This window comes from Sphingorhabdus buctiana (genome assembly GCF_042680825.1).
In the GTDB taxonomy this organism is placed as follows: Bacteria; Pseudomonadota; Alphaproteobacteria; order Sphingomonadales; family Sphingomonadaceae; genus Sphingorhabdus_B; species Sphingorhabdus_B buctiana.
In genome coordinates, this window is sequence record NZ_JBHUEL010000002.1 from 447,473 (window position 1) to 461,550 (window position 14,078).

Annotated in this window: 13 protein-coding genes; 5 read left to right on the plus strand and 8 right to left on the minus strand. The window is 57.3% G+C overall.

Annotated features, from left to right (window positions below):
* Positions 1–46: 46 nt before the first annotated feature.
* The 4 genes from ACFSAG_RS02620 to ACFSAG_RS02635 all read left to right on the plus strand — a co-directional run bounded on the left by ACFSAG_RS02620 (position 47) and on the right by ACFSAG_RS02635 (position 4,003).
* Positions 47–352, plus strand: coding sequence for an Hpt domain-containing protein (locus tag ACFSAG_RS02620; RefSeq protein WP_374610943.1), 306 nt, complete (start codon positions 47–49; stop codon positions 350–352).
* A 204-nt stretch (positions 353–556) separates the two neighbouring features.
* On the plus strand, positions 557–1,630 hold the full coding sequence (locus tag ACFSAG_RS02625; RefSeq protein WP_381511125.1) for a hypothetical protein: 1,074 nt from the start codon (positions 557–559) through the stop codon (positions 1,628–1,630).
* 73 nt (positions 1,631–1,703) lie between these two features.
* Complete coding sequence (locus ACFSAG_RS02630; RefSeq protein ID WP_381511127.1) at positions 1,704–2,639, plus strand: hypothetical protein; 936 nt, start codon at positions 1,704–1,706, stop codon at positions 2,637–2,639.
* Entirely contained in the window at positions 2,636–4,003 is a 1,368-nt protein-coding gene (locus ACFSAG_RS02635) for a sensor histidine kinase (protein ID WP_381511128.1), read from the plus strand. Before ACFSAG_RS02630 ends, ACFSAG_RS02635 begins: the two co-directional genes overlap by 4 nt.
* Here the strand turns inward: ACFSAG_RS02635 and ACFSAG_RS02640 are convergent.
* Complete coding sequence (locus ACFSAG_RS02640; RefSeq protein WP_374610951.1) at positions 4,000–5,286, minus strand: citrate synthase; 1,287 nt, start codon at positions 5,284–5,286, stop codon at positions 4,000–4,002. The genes ACFSAG_RS02635 and ACFSAG_RS02640 overlap by 4 nt on opposite strands.
* Positions 5,287–5,563: 277 nt before the next feature.
* Here ACFSAG_RS02640 and ACFSAG_RS02645 point away from each other — a divergent pair, with 277 nt between their 5' ends.
* Entirely contained in the window at positions 5,564–7,789 is a 2,226-nt protein-coding gene (locus ACFSAG_RS02645; RefSeq protein WP_381511131.1) for a ComEC/Rec2 family competence protein, read from the plus strand.
* Here ACFSAG_RS02645 and lexA read toward each other — a convergent pair.
* The 7 genes from lexA to trpE all read right to left on the minus strand — a co-directional run bounded on the left by lexA (position 7,783) and on the right by trpE (position 14,075).
* The gene (gene lexA / locus ACFSAG_RS02650) at positions 7,783–8,487 is read right to left on the minus strand and encodes a transcriptional repressor LexA (protein ID WP_374610955.1); all 705 of its coding nucleotides are present in this window, start codon (positions 8,485–8,487) and stop codon (positions 7,783–7,785) included. The two genes, ACFSAG_RS02645 and lexA, sit on opposite strands and share 7 nt — an antisense overlap.
* Before the next feature lie 85 nt (positions 8,488–8,572).
* A complete protein-coding gene (locus ACFSAG_RS02655; protein ID WP_381511132.1) occupies positions 8,573–9,754 on the minus strand; it encodes a molybdopterin molybdotransferase MoeA in 1,182 nt (393 codons plus the stop codon).
* The gene (gene moaC, locus ACFSAG_RS02660) at positions 9,751–10,221 is read right to left on the minus strand and encodes a cyclic pyranopterin monophosphate synthase MoaC (protein WP_381511133.1); all 471 of its coding nucleotides are present in this window, start codon (positions 10,219–10,221) and stop codon (positions 9,751–9,753) included. The genes ACFSAG_RS02655 and moaC overlap by 4 nt, the downstream gene beginning before the upstream one ends.
* Entirely contained in the window at positions 10,218–10,997 is a 780-nt protein-coding gene (gene trpC, locus ACFSAG_RS02665) for an indole-3-glycerol phosphate synthase TrpC (protein ID WP_381511135.1), read from the minus strand. The genes moaC and trpC overlap by 4 nt, the downstream gene beginning before the upstream one ends.
* On the minus strand, positions 10,997–11,965 hold the full coding sequence (trpD, locus tag ACFSAG_RS02670; RefSeq protein ID WP_381511138.1) for an anthranilate phosphoribosyltransferase: 969 nt from the start codon (positions 11,963–11,965) through the stop codon (positions 10,997–10,999). The genes trpC and trpD overlap by 1 nt, the downstream gene beginning before the upstream one ends.
* On the minus strand, positions 11,962–12,558 hold the full coding sequence (locus ACFSAG_RS02675) for an anthranilate synthase component II (RefSeq protein WP_381511139.1): 597 nt from the start codon (positions 12,556–12,558) through the stop codon (positions 11,962–11,964). Before ACFSAG_RS02675 ends, trpD begins: the two co-directional genes overlap by 4 nt.
* The gene (gene trpE, locus ACFSAG_RS02680; protein WP_381511140.1) at positions 12,555–14,075 is read right to left on the minus strand and encodes an anthranilate synthase component I; all 1,521 of its coding nucleotides are present in this window, start codon (positions 14,073–14,075) and stop codon (positions 12,555–12,557) included. Before trpE ends, ACFSAG_RS02675 begins: the two co-directional genes overlap by 4 nt.
* Positions 14,076–14,078: the final 3 nt, after the last annotated feature.

The window sequence follows — 14,078 nt, forward strand, 5'->3', positions numbered from 1 at the left end:
AGGGTTGAAACGCAAAGTTAACCTGCCTGTGGATAAAATTCGCATTATGTCGATGGATTATGGTGCATTTGATACTTCGTTGAACGCCGCTGCGGGCGATGATCCTGCCTTGGTCGAGGAACTTCGGCGTGCGTTTCTGGAGAGCGCAAAGCGGCAGGTGGACCTTTTGGGGCGCTCCCGCTGCGACGCCAACTGGCAGTATTGCTGCTACCGCCTGAAGGGGCTGGCAGCGAGTTTTGGCGTCACCGAAGTGATCTCGCTTGCAGATGAAGCCAATGCCGGTGCGCCGGGTGATCCGGTGGTCGTGCGCAAACTGTCGAGTTATCTGCAGCAATTGGAGCAGGCGCACTAGCCAACGCTTCTGTGCCAGTCTTGAACCGAATTTGCTTGGCAATTCGGTTGGCTTGGGCATAGCGGATGCATGTCGAGCACAGCGATCAGGACGGGGGGCGTCCACTCCGCATTATTATGTGTAGAAACGCCGCTAGATGCAGCAGGCAGCCCCACTGCCTTGCCAAGGCTTTACGGAAACCCTGTAATTTTTCACCAAATCAAGTTGTTGGAACGATGTGGCATTCGGGAGATCGCGATTGCTGTCGACTCGGTTCCGGCTGAACTTCCTGAATTGGTCGAGCGTGTCGCGGGTGCAAACCTGCAAGTCCGCATCATCAGATCTGGTGAGGTGCCTGCGCAGGAAGGGCTGCTTACCGGCGATTTCCTTTTGGTGGCGCCGGGAATCTGGATGGGTGCCGAGTTGATTGCAGAAGCCCTTTCATGGCCCAAAAACTCAATTGCAATCCTTGCTGAAAGCGCAGGAAGCGAACGCTTCGAACGTATTGACCTTAACAGGCGTTGGTCGGGTTTTGCTGTCCTGGATCCATCAGCCATCGGCCATTGCGCGAAAATGCCCGAAGGTTGGAGCATCGCATCATTCCTTTTGCGGCATGCTTTGCAAAGCGGCGCACGCGAAGAACTGCTCGATCAGGCCCTGCTGACCAATGGCAAATTGCGCAACATCAGCGATGGCGCAAATGTCGCCGATATCGCTTCGCAGCTTGCCAGCGAAAGCCCACAAGACGGTTTCCTTGAGAAAATCATACTCAAGGGCAGTCGCAGCTTTGTTCCGTCGATTGCCGGCTTGCCTTGGTTGTCTGCGACGATTGCATGGTCGCCGCTGGTATTCGCGTTGGCTTCCGCTTTGACGGCCTATCTGCGTTATTCCAGTGCCGCGCTAGCGCTTGTGGTTCTTTCCCTCGTCTTAGGGGTAATACGCACGAAAATGCAGGATGTTGAATATCGCAGCGGCAAACCCGATTATCCGCGTTTCGCCAGCTATTCAGCCATTTTTGTGACCCTGTGGCTGGTCATATTCAACAATGGTGCGGAACCGATCGATGCAACTTTCATAGGCCTTTTGCTTCTCGGCGCGTTGCTTCTGGGCCGAGGATCGTCAAGCGCGCTGGTTCGCGATGCAATGTCGCCCTTGAACCTTGGAGTCGTGCTGGTCGCGATTTGGGTCGCCGTGCCATTCTTGACCACCGTCAAACTCGCCATCCTCGCAATGTTTGGTGGACTGATCTGGGCGAGCTGGCGGGACAAGAGAATTCAGTCAAAGTTAAAACCAAATTAACCCCGTTATTCCTATATCGGGGCCGGGCTAAGGCACATCGGATCGGATATTGGGAGAAAAGGACTCAAATCTGTTGCTGGATGCAGCAACCGCTTCCGCAAATGATGCGCAAATGTTGTGCGAAGATATCGCCCAGCAATTGTTCCCGCGTGCCCAGCGCGCGCCCAGCGAAGCCATATTGGCTTCTACCCGACTGATCCTGCAGAATTTGGTGCAAGCGATCGAAGCTAAGTTGGGCATAAGCTCCGATGTCGCAACGCCTCTCAGTTGGGACATGCTCAGCCGTTCGGGCCTGCTTCGTGAGGCTGCGCTGCTGGAATTTGCGCTTGCTCGCATGGCGGAACATCACATCAGCCAGCGACTGGAAACCGGCGGTGCCGCCTTCCTCTCCCAATTACCGAACCGACTGCTCGATAGCGACGATCCGCTCGTCGCGGAATGTGCCCGTAAACTTCTGATTGCCCAAAATGCCGCGCAAATCCGATCCCCAGAATCCTTTCTGCGCCAGCTGCCCGCCGATGTCCTCCACCTTCTGGTCTGGCGCGTGGTCGCCGTTTTCCAGATGGATGGCAGCCGATCAGCGGGAAATCTGATAGCATCGGGCAACCAACTGCTCGCCACCCATGACGAAGCGGCCGCGGTGCATGCAACGGCTGCAAAGCTGGTGTATTTCCTGCCCGAAGAGGAGCGGGGATCGCTGCTTAATCCCAAAGATTGCGGCTTGGCTCTATATGCCAGCGGTCTCGCGCACGACTATCGCTTGCCGCATGACCGTATCCTGCGTTTCATCGATGAGCAGGATGTTGCGCCGTTGCTCCTGATGCTTCGTGGACGTGGACATCAAGCGCAAGCAGCCTTGGCAATTGTCCAGCATTTGCGTGGGCGCCGGTCAGATGATCACCTTTTGCCCGATTTGCTTGTTCAATATGAAGCGCTCGATCCGGAAGCTGCTCGTAGCGAAGTACTTGGATGGCGCCTTGCTGCCGCACCCGTCTGGAAGGCCGGATGATGCAGGCATCGCCGCGCCTTGCTTTGCCAATTAAATGCGTGGTCGACGCAGAGGGCAAACTGATGGCTGCAGATGCGGCTGTTCGCAGGCTGCACTTTGGTAATGGCGGGGTCGAAGGTGGAACGATCGCGGTACCGGGCCTGTTGGAACTCGCCTCGCTGTGCTGGCGCACCGGTTTGAAGTTTGAACGCACTGTCCATGTTGCTGACAAAGAGCATGACCTTGAATTATGGGTCGAGGCGGAAAAGCGCGAAAACTTGGTCAACCTGTCGATTATCGGATGGCAGGAACGAGCGTCTGCACCGCGCGCTTCATCGCCAATCCGCAGTCCAGAGCTGGGCATTACACAACGTACCAACTTGCCGGTCATGTATCTCAATGGAACGGGATTGATCTTGCGGGCTGACCCGGCGCTGCTGGGCATTTTTTCGACCGATTGCATCGCAACACCCTTTGTTCAGCATTTCCGGCTGATTGATGAAGCGGTCGATATCGCTGCGCTGTTGCGAACAAATGATATTCCGGGTCGAACCAAGATTGAGCATATCGGATCGCAAACGCGCCACGACGTGCTGGTTGATGCAATAAAGTCCGACGATGACCACCTACTGGGTGCGCGTCTGGTTTTCCTCACGGATGAAGCTAAGGCTTCCAAAGCCGAGGTCGACGAAGCACCGTCAGCGCCAGCCCATCCGGGCCTTGGCTTGGGGCGCCACTTCGCGACCGCGGTCCGCCAGCCTTTGGGGCGGATATTGGCAAATGCCGAAACCATTGGATCGGAATTGAATGGTCCGATTCTGGAGCAATATTCGAGCTATGCCAAGGATATCGCCTCAGCAGCGCGCCATTTGGCCGAATTGGTCAGCGATCTTGAAGACTTGGACGCCATCGACAAGCCCGACTTCAAGGTCGCGCAGGAACCAGTGGAATTTGGAGATATCGCAAAACGGGTGGCGGGCTTGTTGGCGCTGAAAGCCGCCGATCACCAGATTGAACTTTCGGTACCCGACCCCGAAATCCGCTGTCATGCGATGGGAGAATTCCGCCGCGTTCTGCAAATTGTGCTCAACCTGGTGGGGAATGCCATTCGCTACTCACCGGGTGGAAGCACGGTAACGATTGTGATCGATCCGAGCGACTGTTCGATTTCGGTAATCGACCAAGGGGCTGGAGTGGCGGAAGAAGATCGCGAACGCATCTTCACCAAATTTGAACGGCTTGGCCGTTCGGGTGATGGTGGCAGTGGCCTCGGTCTTTATATTTCGCGGAAATTGGCGCGCGCCATGCGCGGTGACCTTACGGTAACTGCAGCCGATGGCGGCGGAGCGAAATTCACGCTCCGCCTGCCGTCTGCAAACAATTAACGCTTGTCGACCGAAACGTAGGGACGCGCTGCAGGGCCCGTGTAAAGCTGGCGCGGGCGGCCGATTTTCTGGCCAGGATCCGAAATCATTTCGTTCCACTGGGCGACCCAGCCAACGGTGCGCGCAAGTGCGAACAACACGGTGAACATCGTGGTCGGGAAGCCGATCGCCGACAGGATAATGCCCGAATAGAAGTCCACATTCGGGAAGAGCTTCTTTTCGATGAAGTAGGGGTCATTGAGCGCCATTTCTTCGAGCTGCATGGCAACTTCGAAAATGGGATCGTTGACCTTTAGCGCGGCGAGCACTTCACGGACCGTTTTCTGCATCACGGTGGCGCGCGGATCGTAGTTTTTATAAACGCGGTGGCCAAAGCCCATCAGGCGGAACGGATCGTTCTTGTCCTTCGCGCGGGCGATGTAGTGCGGGATGCGATCGGGCGTGCCGATTTCGCGCAGCATGTTGAGCGCGGCTTCGTTGGCGCCGCCATGCGCAGGGCCCCAAAGGCATGCGATACCGGCAGCAATGCAGGCAAAAGGATTGGCGCCCGACGAACCGGCAAGACGCACGGTCGAGGTTGAGGCATTCTGTTCATGGTCCGCATGCAGGATGAAGATGCGGTCAAGCGCCTGTTCAACCGCCGGAATGACTTCATATTCTTCAGCGGGAACGCCAAAGGTCATGCGCAGGAAATTGCCGGTATAGGACAATTTGTTATCCGGATAGATGAACGGCTGTCCGACCGAATATTTGTAAGCCATTGCGGCAATGGTCGGCATTTTCGCGATCAGGCGATGGCTGGCAATCTTGCGCTGCACCGGATCGGAAATGTCGGTCGAATCATGATAGAAAGCTGAAAGCGCGCCAACAACACCACACATGATTGCCATCGGGTGCGCATCACGGCGGAAACCCCGGTAAAAGGTCGAAAGCTGCTCGTGCAGCATGGTGTGGCGTGAAATGGTGTAGCTGAAATCATCCAGTTCCTGCTTCGACGGCAATTCGCCATTCAGCAGCAGATAGGAGACTTCCATGAAGCTCGACTTTTCAGACAGTTCTTCGATCGAATAGCCACGGTGCAGCAAAACGCCCTGGTCACCATCGATATAAGTCAGTTGGGATTCGCAGCTTGCGGTCGAAGTGAATCCCGGATCAAAAGTAAAGCAATCCGACTGGGCGTAAAGTTTGCGGATATCCAGAACATCCGGGCCAACTGTTCCTGAAACAACGGGCAGATCGATTTGCTGATCGCCCAAGTTGAGAGTCGCAACCTTGTTTGTCATGCGTGTTCCATTCACTCATTTGGCCGGGGAAAGCCGATTATATATTACCCTTGCCAACCGCCAGTTTCTTATCGATTTCTCTATATGGCGGCCCAGCCAAAGGCGGGAGACCGTTATAGCGCGAGAAGCCCGAACAATGCCGTTCTGCGACCCCCGTCGCGGCCTCCTTGCGCAGTTTTGCGTTTACGTCAAGGGCATCGAAAACAGCTTGTTAATCGACAAATCACGCGCATAACAAAGCATGTGGTGGCGCACTGGTTTCAGGGCGGCCCGCAGCATGAAGTTTGCATCCCACATAGCCGATGAAATTGCCCGGTCGAATTCTGCACCGGCACGGGCTTCTTATGCCGAAACATTGGAAAACTGGCTGGATAGCGAAAGGGAACGGCTGCCCCTTCTGATACCTGTGGCATTGGGTTCGGGCGTGTCCTTCTGGCAAGCCTACGGGCCGGCAAACGGTTTGTTCTTTGCCATCTTGTGCATTGGTCTTTGCGGGATTGGACTGTCGTTAAGAGGGTGGACGCGGTTGTCGACCGTAATCATCGCGGGCGCGCTGCTTTTACTCGCGGGAATTTTTGTAATCTCCTTCAAATCCGCCAATGTTGGCGCGACGCCGCTGGAGAGGCCGTGGATCGGGCGGATTGCCGGCAAGATTGAAAGCGTCGAAGATGTCTCGGCACGAGACATTATCCGACTGAGGCTATGGATAGGGCCAAGCGGCCATTTGCCCTCCACGGTGCGCGTGAATGTCGAAGCAGACCAAGCCAATCCGCAGTTGCAACCGGGCGCAATCATCGTGGCGAAGGTACGCCTGATGCCGCCGCCAGGTCCAGCGTTGCCAGGTGGTTATGATTTTGCGCGTGCCGCATGGTTCAGCGGCTTGGGTGCGACCGGAAGCGTGATTGGCCCTGTTGAGATAGTGCAACCGCCCGTGACGAATGAAAATTTCTGGAACCGAAGTCGTATCAGTCTTTCGTCGCATATAGGTTCGGCGATGGGGCCCGAAACCGGTGCCGTTGGCAGCGCGCTCCTGGTCGGGACACGAGGAGGCATTGCCGAGGACGATGCCGAGGCGCTACGCGATTCCGGCTTGGCCCACCTGTTGTCGGTCAGCGGGCTTCATGTGACGGCTGTCGTGGGCGGAAGCTTCATACTGGTATCGGCGCTATTATCCTTATGGCCATGGCTGGCCCTTCGGATCAAAGTTCCGCTCTTCGCCGCCGCCGCCGCCGCTGTCATTGCCATTTGCTACACTTTATTGACGGGTGCCGAAGTGCCGACCGTCAGGGCGTGTATCGCCGCTTTGCTGATATTGGTGGCAATGGCCATGGGAAGGGAGGCGCTGTCGTTACGATTGCTCGCATTTGGCGCGACCTTTGTCTTGCTCTTTTGGCCTGAAGCGCTTGCCGGCCCCAGTTTCCAGCTCAGCTTTGCGGCGGTCGGAACGATAGTCCTGCTCCATCAAAGCAAGTGGATGACCGATTTTCGCGGGCGCCGTGATGAGGGCGTGTTTTTGCGCCTTGGGAGAACCGCTGCCAGCCTTTTGCTGACCGGACTGGCGATAGAGATAGTGCTGGCTCCGATCGCATTGTTCCATTTTCACAAGACGGGCGTGTACGGCGCGCTGGCCAATATGGTCGCGATTCCGGTGACGACTTTTTTCATCATGCCAGTGCAAATGATCGCGCTGTTGATGGACTCCATCCGTGAAGGTTTCGGCGCGCCATTTTGGTTGCTTGCATCGCAAGGAATAAAATTGATCCTGTGGCTGGCGCACAAAGTCAGCAACACTGCAGGCGCGGTTTTGCTGCTTCCCGAAATGCCGCTCTGGGCCTTTGCAACTGCGGTCTTCTCAGCACTGGTCATTGCAATTTTCAACGACCGACGGCGCTGGTTTGCTCTGTTGCCGTTGCTTGCTGCATTGGGTGCAATGGCTGTTGCCCCACGGCCCGACCTGCTCGTCACTAGCGACGGCCAGCACTTGGCCGTTATCATGGAAGATGGCCGATTGGCGCTTCTGCGCCCGGGGGCAGGGGATTATGTGCGTTCAACCCTGGAAGAAACAGCGGCGATCAGAGGCAATGTTCATGATCTCCAAACATTGCCAGCTGCGAGATGCAATGCCGATTCCTGCGCCTTTCAGATCAACAGTGAGAAAAGGCGATGGAACATACTCGCCTTGCGTTCGGGCTATATGATCCCGTCGATGGAACTGGCCGCCGCATGCACGCGAAGCGACATAGTCGTCAGCAGCCGATGGCTGCCTTTCAGTTGCAAACCGCGTTGGCTTAAGATTGACCGCAGGCTGATCGAGAAGGCAGGTGGGATGGCGCTATATCTGAACGAACCGCGCGTTGAATATGTAGCGAAGGAAAATGCGCATTTGCCTTGGTCGGCTTATTCGCCGGAGCGGTTGCAGATTTTGGCCACACAGCGCAGAAAACAAAAAGCGGCGGAAATCACTCCGCCGCTTTTGCAGAAACATTCAGTTCAAACTCAATGATAACGGCGGAGCAGGCCGGCCAAACGGCCCTGCACCTCTACCTCGTGCGCATCATAATATTGCGGGTCATAGCTGCTGTTCGCGGGGTCGAGCCGGATTTTCTGGCCCTCGCGGCGAAGATATTTCAGCGTTGCTTCTTCGCCGCGAACAAGGGCGACAACGATTTCGCCATCGCGCGCGGTTTGCGTCTTGCGGATCAGCGCATAATCGCCGTCCAAAATGCCCGCTTCGATCATCGAGTCCCCGGAAACCTCCAGGGCGTAATGCTCACCTGATCCCAACAATGCCATCGGCACCGAAAGCGAGTTCTGGCCTTCAAGCGCCTCGATTGGGACGCCGGCAGCAATTTTTCCATGCAATGGAATTTCAATCACATCATTGGCAGCAATCGGCAGCGATTTTTGCGGGGCAGGGCGATGGTCAGTAATGCTGACCACCTTATTGTTGACTGCCTCATCCTTGGTGAGGCCGCGTGCAGAGCCGCCATCAGGCATTTTCATCACTTCCAGCGCGCGTGCACGATTGGGCAAACGGCGCAAGAAGCCCCGTTCTTCCAATGCACCGATCAAGCGATGAACGCCGGACTTGCTCTTGAGATCGAGCGCTTCCTTCATTTCTTCAAAAGAAGGCGAGATTCCAGTCGCTTCCAGTCTTTCATGGATAAACATCAGGAGCGCGTGCTGCTTGGCGGTCAACATAGGTTTGTTCCAATGCTGTTGAACAGATGTGGAACGATTAGGAAACAAATAGGGGGGTTGTCAAGCCCTGCTATGGGCCAGCATCTCAACTGCCCAAGGGATAATAGAGCACTTCGCTCCTCGCATTGGCCATTGCCGCATTCGGATCACGTATAATCAATGCGTTAGCTTCGGATAAAGCCGCGAGCATGGCGCTATCGTTGATGCCGACGGGATGCAGGACTCCGTCGATCAACCGCGCCCGTAAATGATCGGTGCGTTCGCCGTTCTGGGCGAGTTCGACGCCGGTTTTTGCCTTGAGTCGCGTCGGCAAGGGCTGCGCAGCGCCGCAAAGATGCGCAATCAAGGGTTTCAGGAAGAGCGTCGCGGTGACGAATGCGGACACCGGATTGCCAGGCAAACCCAAGGCAATCGCATTGCCTATGCTTCCGGCAATCACAGGTTTTCCCGGGCGCATCGCGATTTTCCAGAAATCCAGCTTTCCCCCAGCTGCCTTTAGCGCGGGAACGATAAGGTCATGGTCGCCTACCGAGGCACCGCCCGTGGTGACTATGATATCGTGCTCTGACAAGTCACGGAACAAAGCGGTCAAGGCGTCAAGTTTGTCCTCCACCGCAGGAAATTCGCTGATGTCGGCAGGCAAGTGACGGAGCATCGCTGCGAGCATGAAACCATTGGACGAGGGGATTTGATCGTCAGCGCAAGGCAAGCCCGGTGTCACAAGTTCATCGCCGGTCGAAACCAATGCGATGCGGAGCTTTCGGGCAACGCGCAAGGCTCCATGGCCAGCCATTGCCGCCAATGCGATGTGGCGCGCGTGCAATTCGGCTCCTTTGGAAATGACGATTTTTCCTTCGATGAAATCGCCGCCTGCATGGCGGACATTTGCACCGGCCTTCTTGGGTACATCGCCGCTAAGCGTAATGGCGTCGCCATCGCGTGCGACATTTTCCTGGATGATCACGGTATCGGCACCCTCAGGAACCACCGCTCCTGTAAAGATGCGAACTGCTTCGCCAGCGCCGACTGTCCCGCTAAAACGCTTGCCCGCGGCACTTTCGCCGATCACTTTCCAGGGTCCGCCCTTATCAGCAAAGCGGATGGCGTACCCATCCATTGCGGAGAGATCGCGTGCGGGTTGGGTGCGCAGGGCGATGACATCCTCGGCCGCCCAGCGGCCCGCAGCGTCGGTGAGCGGCATTAGCTCTGTCTCAACTGGACCCTTGAGCGCAAAAATCCGCGACTGCGCTTCCTCGATTGAAATCATGCAGCCCGCCAGTCGCCCGACTTGCCTCCGCTTTTCGAGAGCAAGCGAACGCCGGAAATAACCATCGCTTTATCGAGCGCTTTGGCCATGTCGTAAATGGTCAGCAGCGCCACGGAGGCGGCTGTCATCGCCTCCATCTCCACCCCCGTCTGGCCGGTCAGCCGGGCAAGGGCGGTGACGCGGATTCCATCGCTTTCGAATTCAAAATCGACCGCCACCTTGGACAATGCAAGCGGATGGCACAGCGGTATCAACTCGCTTGTCTTCTTTGCAGCCATTATGCCGGCGATGCGCGCGGTGGCGAGGACATCACCCTTCTTCACGGCACCCTCGCGGATCGCTGCCAGCGCCTCTGCCGACATGGAAATCCGTCCTTCGGCCTGCGCTTCCCGGACGGTGGAATCCTTCGCCGATATATCGACCATTGCGGCATTTCCCGCGTCGTCGAGATGAGTCAGCTTGGTCATGCGCCTGACAATAGCATTTTCGTCGCGGCTTCAACATCCGCCTGTCGCATCAAGCTTTCGCCCACAAGGAATGTGCGAACGCGGCTTTCGGCCATGCGCAGGCAATCCGCATGGGTAGCAATGCCGCTTTCGCAGACCAGCAATACATCATCAGGCACCATGCCCGCCAAACGCTCGGTCGTTGCCAGATCAACCTCGAAGGTTTTGAGGTTGCGGTTGTTGACCCCGATCAGGCGGGATTGAAGCTTGGAAAGGGCTCGCTCCATCTCACTCTCGTCATGCACTTCAACCAGGACATCGAGTCCCTCGGCACGCGCTGCGTCTTCGATTTCCGACATCAGCGAATCTTCAAGAGCGGCGACAATAATCAATATCGCATCGGCCCCCATCGCCCTTGCTTCGGCGCACTGCCATGGATCGACCATGAAATCCTTGCGGATGACGGGCAAGTCGCACGCAGCACGCGCTGCGATCAGGTAATCCTCATGGCCCTGAAAATAAGGCGCGTCGGTGAGGACAGACAAACAGGCAGCGCCACCCGCTTGATAAGCCCGGGCGTGGGCGGGCGGATTGAAATCGGGTCGGATAAGCCCTTTTGACGGACTGGCTTTCTTGATTTCGGCGATCAGTGCGAAACCGGTTTGCGCCTTGGCGCGCAAGGCGTTTTCAAAACCGCGAACCGCGGACGGGGACTGCCAGTGTGACAGGCCCAAGGGCTTGCGTTGGGCAACTTCGACGCGTTTCGTCGCGCAGATCTCGTCCAGTTTGTTTGCCATCAGAAATTGATCCAGCAATCGAGCAGGGCTTTGGCCAGTCCCTTGTCAATGGCCTCGGCGGCCTCTTCGACCCCTGACTTCCAATCATTCGCATGGCCTGCAACCATCAACGCGGCGGCGCTGTTGAAAAGGACGGCATCGCGATAGGCGCGGTCCTGCCCGGTTTCCTGCAATCCTGCGAGCAAGCGGCGGAGTGCAACTGCATTATAGTCAGCATCGCCGCCTTTCAGCGCTTCGGATGCATGGCAGGGCAGACCGGCCTCTTCCGGGCTGACGCGCTCTTGCGACTGGCCCAACCGAACAAAACTGCTCGGACCGGAAATCGACAGTTCGTCGAGCGGTTCATCACCGGCAACGAGCATCGCATCCTCATAGCCCAGCATTTCAAGCGCGCCGGCATAAACTGGCAGAAAGTCTGGTCGCGCGACACCGATCAATTGGCGTTTTACGCCGGCAGGATTGCAAGCCGGCCCGCACAGGTTGAAAATGGTGCGTCGGCCAATTTCTTTGCGGATTGGGGCGAGACGACCGAGTGCGGGATGGTATTTCTGAGCGAAGAGGAAGGCGATGCCGAGGTCGGCCAAGGTTTGCTCCGCAGTTTCCGCAGCGCGGTCAAGATTTAGGCCTAGCGCCTCCAGTGTATCGGCACCACCAGCCTTGCTTGATGCCGCACGATTACCATGTTTGGCGACCGGCACCTCGCAGGCCGCAACTACGATGGCGACTGCGGTCGAGACATTCAGGCTGTGCGCGCCGTCACCGCCCGTCCCGCAGACATCAATGGCGCCTTCGGGAGCGATGACGCGTATCATTCGTGCGCGCATCGCGCGGATGGCGCCTGCAATTTCCTCTGACGTCTCGTCGCGCTCTGCCATTTCGACCAAGGTTTCCTTGATCTCGACATCGGACATCGCGCCATCGAGCATTTGGCCGAACAGCGCTTCGGATTGGGCGAGCGAAAGCGTCATGCCCTATCCTTTGGCGTCATTCCGGCGGCCTTCATGAAATTGGCGAGCATCGCATGGCCGTGCTCGGTAGCGATGCTTTCTGGGTGGAACTGCACACTATGGATGGGCAGTTCGCGGTGGCGGAAGCCCATCACATGGCCATCGTCGCTGGTTGCGTTGACGATCAACTCGTCGGGAATGTCTTCGACAATCAGCGAGTGATAGCGGGTGGCGGTGAACGGTGAGGGCAGGCCAGTAAACAGCCCAGTACCATCATGGCTGACTGGGCTGGTCTTGCCGTGCATCAACCCGCCGCGCACGACCTTGCCGCCAAAATGCTGGCCAATGGTCTGGTGCCCAAGGCAAACGCCGAGAAGTGGCTTCTTTGCCTCTGCACAGGCCGCGACCATATCGAGGCAAATACCTGCTTCATTGGGTGTGCATGGACCGGGGGAGAGCAGGAAAGCTTGCGCACCGCTCGATAGCGCCTGGCCGGCGGAAATCGCGTCATTGCGAACTACCTCCACCTCAGCGCCCAGTTCCTGCAGATAGTGGACGAGGTTGAAGGTAAAGCTGTCATAATTGTCGATGACAAGGATGCGGTTATTGCTCATTGTCCGAACCCTGCTTCTCCAGCCACGCGAACGGCTTCGCGGGCGGCGGCCATAAGGGCGCCTGCCTTGGCTTCGCATTCGCGCTGTTCATATTCGGGGTTGCTGTCGGCGACGATGCCGGCGCCCGCCTGAACGTGCAACATCCCGTCCTTGACGATGCCGGTACGCAGCACGATGCAGCTGTCCATATTCCCGTCCGGGCTGAAATAGCCGACACCGCCGGCATAGGCGCCGCGGGTTTCAGGCTCGAGCTCGGCGATGATTTCGCAGGCGCGGACTTTGGGCGCGCCGCTGACGGTACCTGCGGGAAAACCCGCGAACAGCGCGTCCAATGCGTCCTTGCCCTTTGCCAAGCGGCCGACCACGTTGGATACGATGTGCATTACATGGCTATAGAATTCGACCATATAGCTGTCGGTGACCGTCACACTGCCGCCCTCAGTTACGCGGCCGACATCGTTGCGGCCAAGGTCGAGGAGCATCAGATGCTCGGCACGCTCCTTGGGATCGGCAAGCAGGCTGTCACGGTTTTCGGCATCTTCGAGTGCAGTTTTGCCGCGTGGGCGAGTGCCGGCGATCGGGCGAATGGTGACTTCGCCATCGCGGACACGCACAAGGATTTCCGGGCTCGAGCCGATCAGCGCGAAGCCTGGCATGTCGAGGAAATAGAGGAAAGGCGAGGGGTTGATCCGTCGCAATGCGCGGTAGAGATCGACCGGAGGAAGGGTGAAGGGCAGTGAGAAACGCTGTGCGAGCACCACCTGGAAGATATCGCCTGCCGCAATATAGTCCTTAGCCTTCAAAACCATCTCGCGATATTTCGAAGGCGGAACGGCGGCGACCGGTTCTGGCAGTGCAGCAAGGTCGACATGCGCCGATCCGGTTGGAACTGGTTGCGCAAGTTTTGCAGCGACTGCATCAATCCGCTCAAAAGCGGCGTCGATCAAGCGCTCCGGGTCTCCGCCTTCTGGCCATATTGGGGCTGCGATATAAAGCCGGTCGGCCAAGCGATCGAAAACCAGCACCACCGTTGGGCGAACAAACATCATGTCCGGCAGATCAATCGGATTTGCCGGTGGTCGCGGCAGTTTTTCTACAAGACCGATGGTTTCATATCCGAAATGGCCGACAAGCGAGGCAAAGGCTGCAGGCAGCCCATCGGGCATATCAATCCGGCAAGCTTCAACCAACTTGCGCAGCGAAGCCAACGCGCCTTCGCCGGTCGTTACAAAAGCAGCCCTGTCAGTCTGCCAATTTCGGTTGATCTCGGCTGCATCGTCATTCGCGCGGAACACAAGGTCAGGGGCAAGGCCAATGAGGCTGTGGCGCCCGCGAACCGCCCCGCCTTCAACCGATTCCAGAATGAAGTCGCCGCGTCCGGCTTCGAACAATTTCAGTGCCGCGGAAACAGGGGTTTCGGTATCAGCGATAAGATCGCGCCAGACGATTGCCGATTTTCCTTCGGCAAGCTGGGCACGCGCAATATCGGCCTGACGGGTAGAGCTGTTGTCGTGCATACC